16 protein-coding genes, 1 tRNA gene and 1 pseudogene are annotated in these 16,508 nt (G+C 72.1%); 9 read left to right on the top strand and 9 right to left on the bottom strand.

Features of this window, described 5'->3' with window-relative positions:
* Genes TU30_RS19100 through TU30_RS19090 form a run of 3 tightly spaced genes read right to left on the bottom strand, consistent with a single transcriptional unit; the run spans position 1 to position 3,016 of the window.
* Positions 1 to 912, bottom strand: coding sequence for an ATP-binding cassette domain-containing protein (locus TU30_RS19100; protein WP_042171629.1), 912 nt, complete (start codon positions 910 to 912; stop codon positions 1 to 3).
* Positions 913 to 917: 5 nt separating this feature from the next.
* On the bottom strand, positions 918 to 1,994 hold the full coding sequence (locus TU30_RS19095; RefSeq protein WP_042171628.1) for an ABC transporter permease: 1,077 nt from the start codon (positions 1,992 to 1,994) through the stop codon (positions 918 to 920).
* Positions 1,994 to 3,016 (bottom strand): sugar ABC transporter substrate-binding protein, encoded by a 1,023-nt coding sequence (locus TU30_RS19090; protein ID WP_042171627.1) that lies wholly within the window; start codon positions 3,014 to 3,016, stop codon positions 1,994 to 1,996. The genes TU30_RS19095 and TU30_RS19090 overlap by 1 nt, the downstream gene beginning before the upstream one ends.
* 319 nt (positions 3,017 to 3,335) lie before the next feature.
* Between TU30_RS19090 and iolC the strand changes: the two genes are divergently transcribed.
* From iolC to TU30_RS19060, 6 genes are all read left to right on the top strand, one after another.
* Positions 3,336 to 4,334, top strand: a complete 999-nt coding sequence (gene iolC, locus TU30_RS19085; RefSeq protein ID WP_042171626.1) for a 5-dehydro-2-deoxygluconokinase — start codon at positions 3,336 to 3,338, stop codon at positions 4,332 to 4,334.
* Between the two features lie 13 nt (positions 4,335 to 4,347).
* Positions 4,348 to 5,223 (top strand): hypothetical protein, encoded by an 876-nt coding sequence (locus TU30_RS19080; protein WP_042171625.1) that lies wholly within the window; start codon positions 4,348 to 4,350, stop codon positions 5,221 to 5,223.
* An 84-nt stretch (positions 5,224 to 5,307) separates the two neighbouring features.
* Positions 5,308 to 6,201, top strand: a complete 894-nt coding sequence (gene iolB / locus TU30_RS19075) for a 5-deoxy-glucuronate isomerase (protein WP_042171624.1) — start codon at positions 5,308 to 5,310, stop codon at positions 6,199 to 6,201.
* Positions 6,198 to 8,069: a 3D-(3,5/4)-trihydroxycyclohexane-1,2-dione acylhydrolase (decyclizing) gene (gene iolD / locus TU30_RS19070; RefSeq protein ID WP_042171623.1), complete on the top strand. Its 1,872-nt coding sequence runs from the start codon at positions 6,198 to 6,200 to the stop codon at positions 8,067 to 8,069. The genes iolB and iolD overlap by 4 nt, the downstream gene beginning before the upstream one ends.
* Positions 8,070 to 8,187: 118 nt before the next feature.
* The gene (locus tag TU30_RS19065; protein ID WP_042171622.1) at positions 8,188 to 9,681 is read left to right on the top strand and encodes a CoA-acylating methylmalonate-semialdehyde dehydrogenase; all 1,494 of its coding nucleotides are present in this window, start codon (positions 8,188 to 8,190) and stop codon (positions 9,679 to 9,681) included.
* 59 nt (positions 9,682 to 9,740) lie between these two features.
* Complete coding sequence (locus TU30_RS19060) at positions 9,741 to 10,526, top strand: GntR family transcriptional regulator (protein WP_042171621.1); 786 nt, start codon at positions 9,741 to 9,743, stop codon at positions 10,524 to 10,526.
* 252 nt (positions 10,527 to 10,778) lie between these two features.
* Here TU30_RS19060 and TU30_RS19055 read toward each other — a convergent pair whose 3' ends face one another.
* The 4 genes and pseudogenes from TU30_RS19055 to TU30_RS19040 all read right to left on the bottom strand — a co-directional run bounded on the left by TU30_RS19055 (position 10,779) and on the right by TU30_RS19040 (position 13,074).
* Complete coding sequence (locus TU30_RS19055) at positions 10,779 to 11,933, bottom strand: hypothetical protein (RefSeq protein ID WP_042171620.1); 1,155 nt, start codon at positions 11,931 to 11,933, stop codon at positions 10,779 to 10,781.
* 168 nt (positions 11,934 to 12,101) lie between these two features.
* A pseudogene (locus TU30_RS19050) lies at positions 12,102 to 12,433 on the bottom strand (DUF3140 domain-containing protein).
* A 6-nt stretch (positions 12,434 to 12,439) separates the two neighbouring features.
* Positions 12,440 to 12,667, bottom strand: coding sequence for a DUF2945 domain-containing protein (locus TU30_RS19045; protein WP_042171619.1), 228 nt, complete (start codon positions 12,665 to 12,667; stop codon positions 12,440 to 12,442).
* A gap of 191 nt (positions 12,668 to 12,858) precedes the next feature.
* Complete coding sequence (locus tag TU30_RS19040; protein ID WP_176726263.1) at positions 12,859 to 13,074, bottom strand: hypothetical protein; 216 nt, start codon at positions 13,072 to 13,074, stop codon at positions 12,859 to 12,861.
* A gap of 244 nt (positions 13,075 to 13,318) precedes the next feature.
* On the opposite strand from TU30_RS19040, the gene TU30_RS19035 reads away from it, so the two are divergent.
* Complete coding sequence (locus TU30_RS19035) at positions 13,319 to 13,582, top strand: HU family DNA-binding protein (RefSeq protein WP_042171617.1); 264 nt, start codon at positions 13,319 to 13,321, stop codon at positions 13,580 to 13,582.
* A 228-nt stretch (positions 13,583 to 13,810) separates the two neighbouring features.
* On the opposite strand, the gene TU30_RS19030 is transcribed toward TU30_RS19035, so the two are convergent.
* Positions 13,811 to 13,884: transfer RNA gene (locus tag TU30_RS19030), tRNA-Pro, on the bottom strand.
* A gap of 99 nt (positions 13,885 to 13,983) precedes the next feature.
* Here TU30_RS19030 and TU30_RS19025 point away from each other — a divergent pair.
* Together TU30_RS19025 and cobF are read left to right on the top strand one after the other, a co-directional pair.
* Positions 13,984 to 14,556, top strand: coding sequence for a DUF309 domain-containing protein (locus TU30_RS19025; protein WP_042171616.1), 573 nt, complete (start codon positions 13,984 to 13,986; stop codon positions 14,554 to 14,556).
* A gap of 112 nt (positions 14,557 to 14,668) precedes the next feature.
* Positions 14,669 to 15,442, top strand: coding sequence for a precorrin-6A synthase (deacetylating) (gene cobF / locus TU30_RS19020; RefSeq protein ID WP_042171674.1), 774 nt, complete (start codon positions 14,669 to 14,671; stop codon positions 15,440 to 15,442).
* Positions 15,443 to 15,506: 64 nt separating this feature from the next.
* Here the strand turns inward: cobF and TU30_RS19015 are convergent, their stop codons facing one another.
* A complete protein-coding gene (locus TU30_RS19015; protein ID WP_042171615.1) occupies positions 15,507 to 16,301 on the bottom strand; it encodes a cobalt-precorrin-6A reductase in 795 nt (264 codons plus the stop codon).
* Positions 16,302 to 16,508: the final 207 nt, after the last annotated feature.

The following is a 16,508-nucleotide window of genomic DNA, read 5'->3' as shown; positions in this document are numbered from 1 at the left end:
TCAGGACTTTCCTTCCGGGGATGCCACTGCGGGGGCCTGGAGGTCTCCCTCCTCGGGGAGCCCCTCGACGTCGACGCCGCGGACCTGCGCCAGTTCGTGTTTGAGTGCGGCGAGTTCGGTTCCGCCGGCCATGTGGTTGGTGAGTTCCTCCAGGGAGACCTCGCTGCGGGCGGCGGAGAGTTCCGTGGTGCCCAGGCGCAGGACGCTGAAGTGGTCGCCGACCATGTAGGCGTGGTGCGGGTTGTGGGTGATGAAGATGACGCCGAGGCCGCGGTCGCGGGCGGCGGCGATGTACTTCAGCACCACACCGGACTGCTTGACGCCGAGGGCGGCGGTGGGCTCGTCCAGGATGAGGACGCGGGCGCCGAAGTAGACGGCGCGGGCGATGGCCACGCACTGGCGCTGGCCGCCGGAGAGGGTGCCGATGGGCTGTTCCAGGTCGTCCAGGACGATGCCCATGTTGCGCAGTTCCTCGTCGGCGGTCCTCTTCATCCGCTCGATGTCGAGACGGCGGACCGGCCAGGGGCCCCTGGTCATCTCCGAGCCGAGGAAGAAGTTGCGCCACACCGGCATCAGCGGGACGACGGCGAGGTCCTGGTAGACGGTGGCGATGCCCTTGTCGAGGGCTTCGCGCGGGGTGGAGAACCGTACCGGGGCGCCGTCGACGAGGAACTCGCCCTCGGTGTGCTGGTGCAGCCCGGAGACGATCTTGATGAGGGTGGACTTCCCGGCGCCGTTGTCGCCGAGCACGCAGGTCACGCGGCCGGGGTGGACGGCCAGGTCGACCCCGTGCAGGGCGCGGATGTTGCCGTAGGACTTGCCGGCTCCGCGGAGCTCGACCAGGGGGTGCTTCCCCTCGGGGGCGGTGTCCTGCAGGACACCGCCGTGGGTGCCGGTCGTGTCGTCGGTCATTGCGGTCACCTCCGGGTCGCCGTGCGCTGGACCCACAGATTGATGAGGACGGCGCCCAGGAGCATCACGCCGAGGAAGGCCTTGAACCAGTCCGGGTTCCAGCCGGCGTAGACGATGCCCTGCTGCACCATGCCGAACATGAAGGCGCCGAAGACCGGGCCGATCGCGCTGCCGTAGCCGCCGGTCAGCAGGCAGCCGCCGATCACCGCGGCGGCGATGTAGATGAGCTCCTGGCCCACGCCCTCGCCGGACTGCACGGTGTTGAAGGAGAACAGCTGGTGCATGCCGACGAACCAGGCGCCGAAGCCGACCAGCATGAACAGGGAGATCTTGGTGAACGTCACCGGCACACCGACGGCGCGGGCGCTCTCCTTGTTGCCGCCGACCGCGAAGATCCAGTTGCCGTACCTGGTGCGCAGCAGCACCCAGGAGGCCAGGACCGCGAAGGCCAGCCACCACACGACGGTGATCTTCACCTGGACGCCGCCGACCTCGAAGCTCGAGGCGAAGACGGCCCTGGCCTGCTCGAAGCCGTCCATGTCGCTGATGTCGTCGGTCGCCACGTTCCCGGTGACCAGCTTGGTCACCGCCAGGTTGACGCCCTGCAGGATCAGGAAGGTGCCGAGGGTGACCAGGAAGCTGGGCAGCCCCGTCCTGACCAGGAACCAGCCGTTGAACAGGCCGACGGCGAGGGACACCGCCAGGGCGACGATCACGCCCACCCAGACGTTCATGGACAGCTGGTAGGCGAGCATGCTCGCGGTGAGCGCCGAGGTGACCACGGCGACACCGGCCGACAGGTCGAACTCGCCGCCGATCATCAGCAGCGCGACCGGCAGGGCCATGACCCCGATGGTCGACGACTGGTACAGGATGTTCGCCATCGAGCTGCCGTCCCGCATGGGCGGGGCGGTGATCAGGAAGAAGATCAGGACGGCCAGGGCGCCGAGGAAGACGCCGACCTCGGGCCGGGCCAGCAGCCGCAGGGCCAGCGGGCGCCGCGCGGTGCGGCCGTCGGTCGCCTTCGGGCCGGGGGCCGGCGGTGGGGTCACCGCCGGCTCAGCCTGTCGGGTCATACTCATCACCGGGTGCCCTTCGCGGCGTACTCGGCGACCGCGTCGACGTTGGACTCGTCGACGAACGCGGGGCCGGTCAGCACCGGCTGCTCACCTCCGCCGCTGTAGTTGCCGTTGTTCTCGTAGAGCCACAGGCCGTCGACGGCGAGGTAGCCCTGGAGGTAGGGCTGCTGGTCCACGGCGAACCCGATGTCGCCGGCCTGGATCGCCTTGGTCAGTTCCTTGTTCAGGTCGAAGGTGGCGACCTTCGCCTCGCTGCCGGCGTCGCCGACCGACTGCACCGCGGTCTGTGCGAAGGGGGCGCCGAGGGTGGCGACGTAGTCGATGGAGGAGTCCTGCTTGAGCTTGGCGGTGATCGTCGACTTCACCGACGGCATATCGGTGCCGTTGACGTTGAGGATCTGGGTCTCGCCCTCGAAGGTCTCCTTCAGACCGTCGCAGCGCTGGGTCAGGCCGACGTTGCCCTGCTCGTGGACGACACAGACGGTGTTCTTGGCGCCGACCTCGTTGAGCTTCTTGCCGAAGGCCTCGCCGGCCACGGACTCGTCCTGGCCGAAGAACTCCAGCAGGCCGAGGTCCTTCCAGTCGCTGAGGCCGGAGTTGAGGCCGACGACGGGTATGCCGGCCTTCTCCGCCTTGGCGAGGACGCTCTTGAGGGCGTCGGGCTTGGCGAGGGTGACGGCGATGCCGTCGACCTTCTGGTCGATCGCGTTCTGCACCAGGTTGGCCTGGTTGCCCGCGTTCGGGTCGGCGGAGTAGATGAGATCGACGTTGTCCTTCGCGGCGGCGGCCTCGGCGCCCTTGCGGACGATGTCCCAGAAGGTGTCGCCGGGCGCCTGGTGGGTCACGAGGGCGACGGTCATCTCGGGCGTGCTCGCCTTGCCGGCCGACGCGCCGTCGCCACCGCCTTCCTCGGCCTCCTTGCCGCCGGAGCCGCTGGAGCAGCCGGCGAGGGTCAGGGCGGCCGCCGCGGCCACCGCGACGAAGGGCACGATTCTGCGGGGGCGGTGGTGAGAAGAGCGGTCCATCTTGCCTGCACCTCACTGTGCTACGCGGAAAAGGGGCGGGGGTCCGAGAGTCCTCCCCGGAGCCTCGGACGTCCGGGTCTGTGTCGTCGTGCGAAACAGCTGTCGTGCTGGGACGGGATCAAAGTCCCTGACGCGCACTCTGTCAATACTTTGTTAAGACATCATTTCACTTGCTAGTCCGAATGTAAGTACAAACTATTGACACCGCCGCCCTCCGAGACCTACACCTGAGAGGCGGCAGGTCCCCCGGCTTCCACGTCCCCACCGTGGCAGGGCACCCCGGGACCCGCATCCCCAGTAGTTCGAGGAGCTTCGCTCGATGACCGACTCAGACGCACCACAGTATTTCGACCTGATCACCATGGGCCGCATCGGGGTCGACCTTTACCCACTGGAGACCGGCGTTCCGCTGACAAAGGTCGAGACCTTCGGAAAGTTCCTCGGTGGTTCGGCCGCGAACGTGGCGGTGGCCGCCGCCCGGCTCGGCCGCTCCACGGCCGTGATCACCCGTACCGGGGACGATCCGTTCGGCACCTATCTGCACGAGGCCCTGAGGGACTTCGGCGTCGACGACCGGTGGGTCACACCGGTCGCCGCGTACCCGACGCCGGTCACCTTCTGCGAGATCTTCCCGCCGGACGACTTCCCCCTGTACTTCTACCGCCGGCCCAAGGCCCCCGACCTGGAGATCCACACCGCCGAACTGGACCTCGCCGCCGTCCGCGCGGCCGGGATCTTCTGGATCACCGGCACCGGCCTGAGCGAGGAGCCGAGCCGCCGGGCGACGCTCGACGCGCTCGAGGCACGCGCCAAGGCGGGCACCACCGTGTTCGACCTGGACTGGCGCCCGATGTTCTGGCGCGACCCCGACGAGGCCCGCCCCCACTACCGCCGGGCACTGCGGCACGCCACGGTCGCGGTCGGCAACCTCGACGAGTGCGAGGTCGCCACCGGGGTGCGCGAGCCCGAGGCGTGCGCCGAGGCGCTGCTGGCGGCCGGGGTGGAACTCGCCGTGGTCAAGCAGGGCCCCCGGGGCGTGCTCGCCGTGCACCGCGACGGCACCCGCGCACAGGTGCCGCCGGTCCCGGTGGACGTGGTCAACGGCCTCGGCGCGGGCGACGCCTTCGGCGGCTCGCTCTGCCACGGTCTGCTCTCGGGCTGGGACCTGGAGCGCACCATGCGCCACGCCAACGCCGCAGGCGCCCTCGTCGCCTCGCGCCTGGCCTGTTCGTCCGCCATGCCCACCGGGCCGGAAGTCGCGGACCTCCTCACGCGGGCCGTGCCGCCGGGCGACCCGAGCCTGCCGAGCCAGTCCTGAACGGAGTCCTTCCTTGAACCTCAGCATCTGTGACCTCACCATGGTCCGGGCCCGGCATCCGGAGGCCGTCGCCGAGGCGGCGGCCCGCCGGGCCCGCCGTCCGCTGATCGGCGACGGCGGACGGCTGATGATCGTGGCCGCCGACCACCCCGCGCGGGGTGCGCTCGGCATCGGCGACCGGCCCCTGGCCATGGCCGACCGCGCCGACCTGCTGGAACGGCTGTGCCTCGCGCTGTCCCGGCCCGGCGTGGACGGAGTGCTGGCCACCGCCGACATCCTCGAGGACCTGCTGCTGCTCGGCGCGCTCGAGAACAAGGTCGTCATGGGGTCGATGAACCGCGGAGGTCTGGCCGGCGCGTCCTTCGAGATGGACGACCGCTTCACCGGCCACCGTCCCGAGGACATCGAGCGGTTCGGCTTCGACGCGGGCAAGCTGCTGGTCCGCATCGACTACGACGACCCGGGGTCCCTGACCACCCTGGAGTCCACCGCCCGCGCCGTCGACGCCATGGCCGAGCGCCGGCTCCCGGTGTTCGTGGAGCCGTTCATCTCGCGCCGGGTCGACGGCAGGGTCCGCAACGACCTGTCCGCCGAGGCCGTCACCCGCTCCATCGCCATAGCCTCCGGACTCGGCGGCACCTCCGCCTACACCTGGCTGAAACTGCCCGTCACCGAGAACGCCGACGACATGGCGGAGGTCCTGCGCAGCTCCACGCTGCCCGTGGTCCTGCTCGGCGGCGAGGTCGGCGACCAGGAGGCGGCGTACGAGCGGTGGGGCAAGGCGCTGAAGCTGCCCTCCGTGCAGGGCATGGTGGTCGGCCGCTCACTTCTCTACCCGGCCGGCGGCAGTGTGGAGGAAGCGGTGGACACGGCCGTGAGCCTGCTGTGAACGGTACGTCGGCCGTGAACCACGAGTCTGCTGATCCTGTTGTGAACTGTGAACCATGAGCCGGTTGTGACCGGAAAGGCTGCCATGACCCATCACCTTCCCGCGGACCGTGCCCCGGCCGGCCCGTACCGTGTCGACGTGACCCCCGAGTCGGCCGGCTGGGACCACTCCAGCCTGCGTGTGCTGGAGCTGGAGCCGGGCGGCACGCACACCTTCGACACCGGCGGGAGCGAGTGGATCGTCCTGCCGCTCAGCGGCGGCTGCACGGTCGCCGCCGCCGACGACTTCGGCCACGACTCGTTCGAACTCGTCGGCCGCACCGGCGTGTTCGACGGCGTCACCGACTTCGCCTACGTGCCGCGCGACGCCCGCGCCACCGTCACGTCGGTCGGCGGCGGACGGTTCGCACTCACCGGCGCCCGCTGCACCCGGCGGCTTCCCGCCCGCTACGGACCCGCCTCCGACGTCCCCGTGGAACTGCGCGGTACCGGCACCTGCTCCCGTCAGGTCAACAACTTCGGGGCGGCCGGCACGTTCGAGTGCGACAAGCTGATCGCGGTCGAGGTGATCACCCCCGGCGGCAACTGGTCGTCGTTCCCGCCGCACAAGCACGACGAGCACCGGCCGGGCGAGGAGTCCGTGCTGGAGGAGATCTACTACTTCGAGTTCGCGGACCACGACGGCATCCCCGGCCTCGGCTACCAGCGGGTCTCCCCGTCCGGTCCGGGCCGGGACACGGACGTCCTGGCCGAGGTGCGCGACGGCGACGTGGTACTCATCCCGGACGGCTGGCACGGGCCGTCCATGGCCGTGCCCGGCCACCACATGTACTACCTCAACGTCATGGCGGGCCCCGAGGACGAACGCGCCTGGCTGATCTGCGACCATCCCGACCACGCCTGGATCCGCTTCACCTGGCCCGACCAGCCCCTCGACCCCCGCCTGCCCCTCTACACCGCCCCGGAGAGGTCCGTATGAGCGCCGCCACCCGCCGACTGACGACCGCCCAGGCCCTGGTGCGGTTCCTGGCCGCCCAGTACACGGAACGGGACGGCGTACGACACCGGCTGATCGCGGGCACGTGGGGCATCTTCGGCCACGGCAACGTGGCGGGCGTCGGGCAGGCGCTCGTCGAGTACGCCGATGTCATGCCGTACCACCAGGGCCGCAACGAGCAGGCCATGGTGCACGCGGCCGTCGCCCACGCCCGCCAGCTCAACCGGTTGTCGGCGCAGGCCGTGACGACCTCGATCGGCCCCGGCGCCACCAACCTGGTCACCGGCGCCGCGCTCGCCACCGTCAACCGGCTGCCGGTGCTGCTGCTCCCCGGCGACTGCTTCGCCTCGCACGCGGCCGACCCGCTGCTCCAGCAGCTGGAGCACCCGGTCGAGGCGGACCTGTCCGTCAACGACACACTGCGCCCCGTCTCCCGCTACTTCGACCGGATCACCCGCCCCGAAGCGCTGATCGCGTCCGCGCTGAACGCCGTACGGGTGCTCGCCGACCCGGCCGAGACCGGCGCCGTCACCCTCTGCCTGCCGCAGGACGTGCAGGCCGAGGCGTTCGACTGGCCCCGGGAGTTCTTCGACGACCGCGTCTGGCGGGTGAGGCGTCCGGCGCCGGACCCCGTCGAGCTGGAGGCGGCGGCCAAGGCCGTACGGGCCGCCCGGCGCCCGCTGATCGTCGCGGGTGGCGGCGTCCACCACAGCGAGGCCGAGGAAGCACTCCGGGCCCTCGTGGACGCCACCGGCATCCCGGTCTCCTCCACCCAGGCCGGCAAGGGCTCCCTGCGCCACGACCACCCGGCCGACCTGGGCGGCATCGGCCACACCGGCACGGCGGTGAGCGACGAACTGGCCCGCACCGCCGACCTGGTGATCGGCGTCGGCACCCGCTACTCCGACTTCACCACCGCCTCCGGCACCCTCTTCGCCGACCCGGGCGTGCACTTCCTCAACCTCAACATCACCGGTTTCGACGCCCACAAGCTGGGAGCGCACACCCTGGTCTGCGACGCGCGGACCGGTCTGGAAGCGCTGGCCGGGGCGCTGGCCGGGCACCGCGTGGACGCCGCGTACGAGGCCGGGTACGCAGCCGGGAAGGAACGCTGGGAGCAGGTCGTCGAGGCCGCCTACCGCGCCGGCGACGAGAACGCCGTACCGACCCAGACCCAGGTGCTCGGCGCGCTCGACGCGGTCGTGGGCGACGCGGACGTGGTGATCAACGCGGCCGGTTCGCTCCCCGGCGACCTGCACAAGCTGTGGCGGGCACGCAGCCCGCGCCAGTACCACCTGGAGTACGGCTACTCCTGCATGGGCTACGAGATCCCGGCCGCGATCGGCGTCCAGCAGGCCGCACCCGGCACACCGGTGTGGGCGCTGGTCGGCGACGGCACGTACCTGATGATGCCGACGGAGATCGTCACGGCCGTCCAGGAGCGGCTGCCGGTGAAGCTGGTGCTGATCCAGAACCACGGGTACGCCTCCATCGGCGGCCTGTCCGAGGAGACCGGCGGCGAGCGCTACGGCACCGCCTACCGCTACCGGGCGAAGGACGGCACCTTCAGCGGTGCCCCGCTGCCCGTGGACCTCGCGGCGAACGCGGCCAGCCTGGGCATGGACGTGCTGCGCGCCAAGACCGTGGGGGAGCTGCGCCACGCCCTGGCCGAGGCCCGCGCCGCCGAGCGTCCGACCTGTGTGTACGTCGAGACGGACCCGGCGCCCACCGCTCCCCCGGCCGAGGCCTGGTGGGACGTGCCGGTGGCGGAGGTCGCCTCCCGCGAGGCCGCCGTCCGGGCGCGCGAACGGTACGACGCCCAGGTCGCCGGCCGCCGCCGCCACCTCTGAACCGCTGCGCCCCTGCACCGTCGCACCGCCCCGCCGGCACCCCGGGCCCGGAATCCCGGGCCCGGGATCTCGAGCCCTCCCGTATCGACTCACCGCACGTGAAAGGTCGTCCGCTCTCATGAAGACCATCAGCCACTGGATCGGCGGCAAGCCCGCCGAAGGCACCTCCGGCCGTTTCGGCCCCGTCTGGAACCCGGCCACCGGCGCCCAGGAGAAGCAGGTCGCGTTCGCGGACACCACGGAGGTGGACGCCGCCGTCGCCGCCGCGAAGGACGCCTTCGGGAGCTGGGGCACCTCGTCGCTGGCCAGGCGCACGGCGATCCTGTTCAAGTACCGCGAGCTGCTGGACGCCCACCGCGACGAGATCGCGGAGCTGATCACCGCCGAGCACGGCAAGGTGCACTCCGACGCCCTCGGCGAGGTCGCGCGGGGCATGGAGATCGTGGAGCTGGCCTGCGGGATCAGCGTGCAGCTGAAGGGCGAGCTGTCCACGCAGGTCTCCAACCGCGTCGACGTCGCCTCGATCCGCCAGCCGCTGGGCGTGGTCGCCGGCATCACGCCGTTCAACTTCCCGGCCATGGTGCCGATGTGGATGTTCCCGCTGGCCATCGCGTGCGGCAACACCTTCGTGCTGAAGCCGTCCGAGAAGGACCCGTCGGCCTCCGTCCGCCTCGCGGAACTGGCCACCGAGGCGGGCCTGCCGGACGGTGTGCTGAACGTCGTGCACGGCGACCGCACGGCCGTGGACCGCATCCTGGAACACCCCGACATCGAGGCCGTCTCCTTCGTCGGCTCCACCCCGATCGCCCGGCACATCCAGCTGAAGGCGACCGAACACGGCAAGCGGGTGCAGGCCCTGGGCGGCGCCAAGAACCACATGCTGGTCCTGCCCGACGCCGACCTGGACCTGGCCGCCGACCAGGCGATCAACGCGGCGTACGGTTCGGCCGGCGAGCGCTGCATGGCCGTGTCGGTCGTGGTCGCGGTCGGTGACATCGGCGACGACCTGGTCGGCCGGATCACGGAGCGGGCCAGGAAGCTCCGCATCGGTCCGGGCAACGACCCGGCCTCCGAGATGGGCCCGCTGATCACCCGCGAGCACCGCGACAAGGTGGCCTCGTACGTGGCGGGCGCGGCGGCGCAGGGCGCCGAGGTCGTGCTCGACGGGACGGGGCTGACGGTCGACGGCCACGAGGACGGCTTCTTCGTCGGGGTCTCGCTGCTCGACCGGGTGCCGCTGACCGCGGACGCCTACCGGGACGAGATCTTCGGTCCGGTGCTGTGCGTGGTCCGCGCGGAGACCTACGACGAGGCCGTCGCGCTGATCAACGACTCCCGCTGGGGCAACGGCACCGCGATCTTCACCCGGGACGGCGGCGCCGCCCGCCGCTTCCAGCTCGAGGTGAAGGCGGGCATGGTCGGCGTCAACGTGCCGATCCCGGTCCCGGTGGGCTACCACTCCTTCGGCGGCTGGAAGGACTCCCTCTTCGGCAGCCACCACATCTACGGCAACGACGGCGTCGCCTTCTACACCCAGGGCAAGGTCATCACCACGCGCTGGCCGGACCCGTCCGACGGGGGCATCAACCTCGGCTTCCCGAGCAACTCCTGACCCCCGGTCCCCCGAGCGGCTCCTGCCCCGGGAGCGCTCCGCGACAGGAAGGTACGTCCATGGCGAAGACCGGTGGCCCGGCCCGTGCCGTGACCGGACCCGCGCTCAGCTCACTGGACTTCCCCCTGGACCGGGGCAGTCCGGTGCCGCTGTACCACCAGCTCGCCCAGCAGCTGGAAGCGGCGATCGTGCAGGGCGTCCTCGCCCCGGGCAACCTGCTGGGCAACGAGGTCGACCTCTCGGTGCGCCTCGGCCTGTCCCGCCCCACGGTCCGCCAGGCCATCCAGTCCCTTGTCGACAAGGGACTGCTGGTGCGGCGGCGTGGGGTGGGCACCCAGGTGGTGCACAGCCAGGTCAGGCGCCCCCTGGAGCTCAGCAGCCTCTACGACGACCTGGAGGCGGCCGGGCAGGGCCCGAGCACGGAGGTCGTCCGCCACGAGACGGTCCCGGCGCCCCCCGGCGTGGCGGCGGCCCTGGGTCTGCCCGAGGGCGGGGAAGCGGTCCTCCTCGAACGTCTGCGCCGCACCCACGGCAGGCCGGTCGCCCTGCTGTGCAACTACCTCCCGTCGGGCCTGCTGGAACTGGACGACGCCCGGCTGGAGTCGACCGGCCTGTACCGCATGATGCGTGCGGCGGGCATCCCCCTGCACAGCGCCCGGCAGACCGTCGGTGCCCGTTCGGCCACCGCCGGGGAGGCGTCCCGCCTGGACGAGAAGGAGGGTGCCGCCCTGCTGACCATGCACCGCACCGCCTACGACGACACGGGGCGCGCGGTGGAGTACGCGGCCCACGTCTACCGCGCCTCACGCTACTCGTTCGACTTCCAGCTGCTGGTCAGATCCTGAGCGGGTGCCCTTCGGCGGGCCCGGGGCGGGTGCCCCGGGCGTCCCGGTGCGCCGCGTCCAGCCGTGCCCGCTGCTCCGGCGCCGGCGCCGGCTCCAGGCACGGGTCCACCGCCGCCGGGTTCTTCTCCCCCTGGGCCGCGGAGGACGCTCCGGCCGGCGGCAGGACCGGCGGTTCGTGGCCGAGCTGCCGGGGCCGGCGCCACCTGTCCGGCGCCGGCCCCGGCGCCGGTCTCCCGGACGGCGGGGAGCGGCCTACTTGTTCGTGGCCCGGAAGCGGCCGAACGCCTTGGTGAGGCTGCTGAGCGGCGAGCCCTCCTCCCCGGCCGCCGGTTCCGGCGCGGGTGGCCGGGGTACGCCGTCACCGGCGGTCACCTCGGCGAGTGCGGCCTGCGCCGCCTCGGCCGCTTCCCGGTACAGGTCACGGGACTCCGTCATGGCTTCGAGCGCGTGGGCGTACCTGGCGACCATGTCCTGGGCGTGGGCCAGCTCCTCGTCCGGGCTGAGCAGGTGCCAGCCCTCGCGCAGCCGCGTCAGGGCCTGCTCGGCCCCGGACGGCAGGGGCCTCGGGAGTGCGGCGGACTCGATGATCCGGCCGAGGAACTCGACCGGCTCCGAGCCGTCCAGGAAGATGGTGCGTACCGTGAAGTGCTCCGGGTCGTAACCCGGTTGCTGCGGCACCGTGGGCAGGACGACGGCGCCTCCGCGCGGCATCCGCAGCTTCAGCTCCCGTTGCAGCGCGAAGTCGGCGATCCGGGCCTGCTCCGGCGTGCCCCGGTGTTCGACCACCCGGTGCCGCAGGCTCGGCGGCAGGAACTCCGCGACCGGCCGCTGCCCGCGCGCGTCCGGTGTCATCGCCTCGTGCACCACGACGTGGACGAACCAGCTGCTGCGCGCGCAGTCCCGCAACCGGCGGCGCACGTCGTCGTCGTCCTTCGGCAAGTGGTTCACCGTCCGCAGGCGCACACCGGGGACCGTGTCGTGGTCCCACTCGACCTGGCTGCTGTCCGGCCAGAACAGGGTGGCGGGCGACGGCCAGCGAGCGTCCCACGCGCGCTCCGCCTCGGCGACGAGGATCCAGGTGACCCCCTCGGCCTCCGCCCCTCGGACCTGCGGGTCGTACGTGGTCAGCTGCGCGCGCACCGTGATGTCCCCGGCCACACGCCAGCGGGCCTCGAAGAGGCGGCGGGCCGACGGGCCGAGGTCGGCGGAGGCGTCCCGGGGATGCAGGACGGTGGACCGGACCGCCTCGACGGGGTCGAGCTCCAGGAAGTCGTCGAGGCCTCCGGCCGCCTTGAGGGCGATGAGGTTGCGCCGGACGTCCAGCTCGGGCTCGGGGCCCGGGTGGCGCCCGCGTGCCAGCCATACGGTGTCGGGGACGGTGGGCGTGGGAGTGCTGTTTTTGACCATGGAGTCGTTCTGTGAGTGACCAGGGGCCCGATCAGTATGGTCGGTGCACCGGCGCACCGTCCATGACCTGCGGCACCTTGCTCACGGACACCGGCACTGTCCCGGCTTCCGGCATGCTCTTCATGCGCCCCGCAGCGGCGTGGGGAAGCGCCCCTGACACGGCCTTTGTCATGCCGGCGGGTCGTGGCCCCGGTTCATGGGCGAATACCGCCACCGGGTGTCCCGGACGTCGCCCGAGGGCCGCTGGGCCGGATGCCGCCGAACGTGGCCGACGACTTTCCGCATGTGCCGGTGGTCGTCGTCCGCGAGGTCGCCCTTCCTCGCGCGCAGGACATCCACGATCCGGCGGCTCGAGGCGTGCCCCGTGGACTCCCCCCGCCCCTGTCCTGTCCGGCGTTCCGTGGCTGTTCCGAGGCCGGCCACTTCTCCGGTTCGGCCGGCTCCGTGTTCACCGGCTCACGGAATGCGCCCCAGGTCCTTTCCCGCTCGTCACCGTCCACGCGGCCTCACTTCTTCTTCAGGGCGGACGGCTTGTGCACCGCGGACCTGCCGGACTTCTCGCTGCGGACCTGGTACTGCGGGTCGTCCGGCGAGGCGTCCACCGTTCGTCCCGCGGCTTCCGTCCGCTCGGTGATCTCCTTCTCCACCTCGCCCTCGGTCCGACTTCCGTGACTGCTCCAGACGACCTTGTCGCCTTTCTCGGGCTTCTTTCCCTCACCACGGCTGTCTGCCATTCCGGTTCCCCTCACTGTGGGCTGCGGGAAGCTCGGTTTCTCTCCTTCCAGGGTGAAGGACCACCGTGCGCCCCGCAGCTCACGAGCGGGGTCGGGCCGGGGAGGGGCCGGACCCGGAAGTCACCGCCGATGCGATACCGGGCACGTTCCGGGAGCGATGTCCCGGACACCGTCCCGGTGTGCCGCCGGTACTACTTCTCGTAGGTCGACAACGCCAGGCCGAGGGCGAAGAAGGTGGGGGCCCACTCTCCGACGAAGATGCCCCACCGATCGGCGCGCTCCTCTCCCTTCTTCTCCACCCGCAGTGAGGCGTTCCAGGAGACGACGGACAGACCGATGGAGACGAAACCGGCCGTGTAGGCGTGTTCCGCCCGGATTCCGGCCTCGTGCAGCTTCTTGACCAACACGAATGACTCGCTTTCTGCTGAGGGAGGAGAGGACACCCACATCACAACCGCGGTCCGGTGGATCAGCGAGCGGTGTGCCGCCGAATGGCTCACCGTCCCCCGGTGGGGGCCAGGACGTCGCACCGTGACGCGGGGCCCCCTCCCCCACCCGCACGCCCGTCAGGAGATGCACCGGGCACCGGATGCCACGATCGTGGCATCGCAGGCTTCGGCTCCCCGGCTCCCCGGCGAACAGGCAGGACACATGGACAGGACCCAGTTGATCGAGGCGACCGCGGGCAATGCGGCGCACAACGGCGACGGCAGCCGGCTCACCCCCGAGCATGCCGAGCGTGCGCTCGACGCCCTCTTCGGGACCGTGGAACATCCGGGCTCGATCGCCGAGGCCCTCCGGAGGGGGGAGACGGTCGTCCTGGGCAGCTTCGGCAGTTTCCGGACGGACGGCGAGACGGTCACGTTCCGGCCGGGCAAGGCCCTGACCGAGTATCTCCGGCACGCGACGGGATGACCGCGGCGCATGAGGCGACCGCGTGAGGACGGCGGTGGCGCCGGGCCATCGCGCTCGGGGCTGCCGTCGTCCTCTCCTCCACGGCCGGCGCTCCCGTTCCGGGAGACGCCGTCGGTGCGGTTGCTCGCTCCTGGACGGCGGTCCTGCAAACCTGTACCGCCCCCGAACAGGCCGAAGGGCCGGTGTCGGACATCTCCGGCACCGGCCCTTGCCTGCGACTCTCTCGAGTCGGGACGACAGGATTTGAACCTGCGACCCCTTGACCCCCAGTCAAGTGCGCTACCAAGCTGCGCCACGTCCCGATGCGCTCACGTGCGGTGAACCGCGTGAGCGCGCGGTCCGTACTGTACCCCACGGCCGTGCCCGGACCGAAAGCGGTCCGGGCACGGGACAATCGGGGTATGGGCAGCAAGGACGGCATCTTCCGGCAGCAGGACGACAGGACCGCCTCCGAGCGGGCGGGCGACGCACGCGACCGGGACGGTGACGGGCGGGCGCGCAGCGCGCGGCCCCGGGACGGGCTGGGGCGGCCGCTGCCCTACGGGGCGCAGGGCGTGCCGCGGCAGCCGGAGGGGGTGGTCCGGCCGCCGCTGGAGAGCGTCGCCGAGGCGCAGCGGCTGCTGGACGAGGGGAAGCCGTTCCACGCGCACGAGGTGCTCGAGGACGCCTGGAAGTCGGGGCCCGAGGAGGAGCGGGAGCTGTGGCGGGGGCTCGCCCAGCTCGCTGTGGGGCTCACCCACACGGCGCGCGGGAACGTGACCGGCGGGGCGCGGCTGCTGCGGCGCGGGGCGGGCTCGGCCGAGGAGTGGGCGGCGGGCGCGGGAAGGGCGCGTCCGTACGGGATCGACCTCGGCGGTGTCGTCGCGTGGGCCAGGGAGCTGGCGGCGGAGGTCGAGCGGGGGGACGGCGTTCCCGTGGACGCCGGGGCGCGGGCGCCGCGGCTGCGGGCGGGGGCGCGGGGGCAGGGCTCGTAGGGAGGGAGGTTCCGGGAGGTTCCTGGACGGCGGCCCCTGCAACGGGGCGGGCGGCAGGGGGAGATGTGGAGGCGGTGGGCCCGGCGTCGGTGGCGTGCGGCAGACTCGGGGCGTGCGAAAGATTCATGTCATCGGTATCGGTGCGGGCGACCCCGACCAGTTGACCCTGCAGGCGGTCAGGGCGCTGCGCGGCACGGACGTGTTCTTCCTCCTCGACAAGGGTGAGGTGAAGGCGGACCTGACCGGCCTCCGCCGGGACATGCTCGACGTGCACCTGCCGGAGCGGGTGTACCGCGTCGTGGAGGCGCGCGACCCGGAGCGGGACCGGCGGGCCGGCGGCGTCGCCTACTCCCCCGCCGTCGACGACTGGCGCAGCGCCCGCGCGGACATCTACGCCCGGCTGATCGCCGATGAGCTGGGCGAGGACCAGGTCGGCGCGTTCCTGGTGTGGGGCGACCCCTCGCTGTACGACAGTACGCTCGCGATTCTCGAGGAGGTCCTGGCGCGGGGCGAGGTCGCCTTCGACTACGACGTCGTTCCGGGGATCAGCAGTGTCTCCGCCCTCGTCGCCCGGCACCGTACGGGACTCAACCGGGTCGGCCGACCGGTCCAGATCACCACCGGCCGGAGGCTCTCGGAGGGCTTCCCGCAGGGGGTGGACGACGTGGTCGTGATGCTGGACGCCCACCAGGCCTTCCGGCGGTACGTGGACCAGGACGTCGACATCTACTGGGGCGCCTACATAGGCACCCCGGACGAGATCCTCGTGGCCGGACCGCTTGCCGAGGCGGCGCCCCGGATCGAGGAGCTGCGTGCCGAGGCCCGCGAGCGCAAGGGCTGGATCATGGACACGTACCTGCTGCGCCGGAATCCCGGGGACGGATGAGCCCCGGGGACGGATGAGCCCTGTAGGCAGGTGCGCCCCGGGGACGCGTGGGCCCCGGGGCGCCTCAGAGGGACTCCAGTCGCTCCAGGGCGCCCGCGACGTCGGGCACCGCGCTCACGCCTTCCGGAAGGGGCGGGCGGCTGACGACCACGACCGGCAGGCCGAGTCCGCGGGCTGCCGTGAGTTTGGCGGAGGTCGCCGGTCCCCCGCTGTCCTTGGTCACCAGGACGTCGATGCGGTGCTCGCGCAGCAGAGCCGTCTCGTCGGCCACGCCGAACGGTCCGCGGGCCAGCAGGACACGGGTGTGCGGCGGCATGGGCGGCTCGGGGGGCTCCACCGACCGTACGGCGAAGTGGAGCCGGGTCAGGTGTGCGAAGGCGGCGAGACCGAGGCGGCCTGTGGTGAGGAGGACCCGCTGCCCGAGCCGGGGCAACAGGTCGGCGGCGGCCTCCAGGCTGGGGACCGGGTGCCAGCGGTCGCCGGGGCCCGGCTGCCAGCCGGGGCGGCGCAGGACGACCAGGGGCAGGCCGGTCGCGGTCGCGGCCCGAGCCGCGTTCGCCGTGATCGTCCCGGCGAACGGATGGGTGGCGTCGATCAGGGCGGTCACGCGCTGGTCGCGCAGCCAGTCGGCGAGTCCTCGGGCCCCGTCGAAGCCGCCGACGCGCACCTCGCCCGCGACCGCTCCGGGCCGCGCCACGCGCCCGGCGAGCGAGGTGGTCACCCGTACGCCGGGGCGGGCGGTCAGCTCGGCGGCGAGTTCGCGTGCCTCGGTGGTGCCGCCGAGGAGCAGGACGTGCGGGGGCGGCAACGAGGGTGAGGGGCGCGAGGGTCGCGGCGGATGCGACGGCTGCGGGGACATGGCGTCGAGCGTACGGGGCCGGTACGAGGCAGCCGCGGCCGCAGGTACCGGGCCGGTTGCCGGAGGGCGTGCGGCGGGCCCGGGAAAGGGGCGCCGCGAGGGCCGGACCGCGTCACGGCGAGGGCCGGAACGGATCATGGCGGGTACGGGAACGGGGCAGGCCCACGGATGTCGGACATGAGCCGTGACCGGGTCACGGAACCCGGT

The sequence above is a fragment of the Streptomyces sp. NBRC 110035 genome, assembly GCF_000829695.1.
Lineage (GTDB): Bacteria > Actinomycetota > Actinomycetes > Streptomycetales > Streptomycetaceae > Streptomyces.
Note: the sequence above shows the minus strand (reverse complement) of the source record. Positions and strands in the feature narration are given on the sequence as shown.

Coding starts and splice junctions, on each gene's coding strand:
- TU30_RS19055 (WP_042171620.1), bottom strand. CDS start 11,933: ATGGTCAAAAACAGCACTCCCACGCCCACCGTCCCCGACACCGTATGG.
- TU30_RS19015 (WP_042171615.1), bottom strand. CDS start 16,301: ATGTCCCCGCAGCCGTCGCATCCGCCGCGACCCTCGCGCCCCTCACCC.
- TU30_RS19100 (WP_042171629.1), bottom strand. CDS start 912: ATGACCGACGACACGACCGGCACCCACGGCGGTGTCCTGCAGGACACC.
- TU30_RS19065 (WP_042171622.1), top strand. CDS start 8,188: ATGAAGACCATCAGCCACTGGATCGGCGGCAAGCCCGCCGAAGGCACC.
- TU30_RS19035 (WP_042171617.1), top strand. CDS start 13,319: ATGGACAGGACCCAGTTGATCGAGGCGACCGCGGGCAATGCGGCGCAC.
- iolD (WP_042171623.1), top strand. CDS start 6,198: ATGAGCGCCGCCACCCGCCGACTGACGACCGCCCAGGCCCTGGTGCGG.
- TU30_RS19045 (WP_042171619.1), bottom strand. CDS start 12,667: ATGGCAGACAGCCGTGGTGAGGGAAAGAAGCCCGAGAAAGGCGACAAG.
- TU30_RS19025 (WP_042171616.1), top strand. CDS start 13,984: ATGGGCAGCAAGGACGGCATCTTCCGGCAGCAGGACGACAGGACCGCC.
- iolC (WP_042171626.1), top strand. CDS start 3,336: ATGACCGACTCAGACGCACCACAGTATTTCGACCTGATCACCATGGGC.
- iolB (WP_042171624.1), top strand. CDS start 5,308: ATGACCCATCACCTTCCCGCGGACCGTGCCCCGGCCGGCCCGTACCGT.
- TU30_RS19095 (WP_042171628.1), bottom strand. CDS start 1,994: ATGAGTATGACCCGACAGGCTGAGCCGGCGGTGACCCCACCGCCGGCC.
- TU30_RS19060 (WP_042171621.1), top strand. CDS start 9,741: ATGGCGAAGACCGGTGGCCCGGCCCGTGCCGTGACCGGACCCGCGCTC.
- TU30_RS19090 (WP_042171627.1), bottom strand. CDS start 3,016: ATGGACCGCTCTTCTCACCACCGCCCCCGCAGAATCGTGCCCTTCGTC.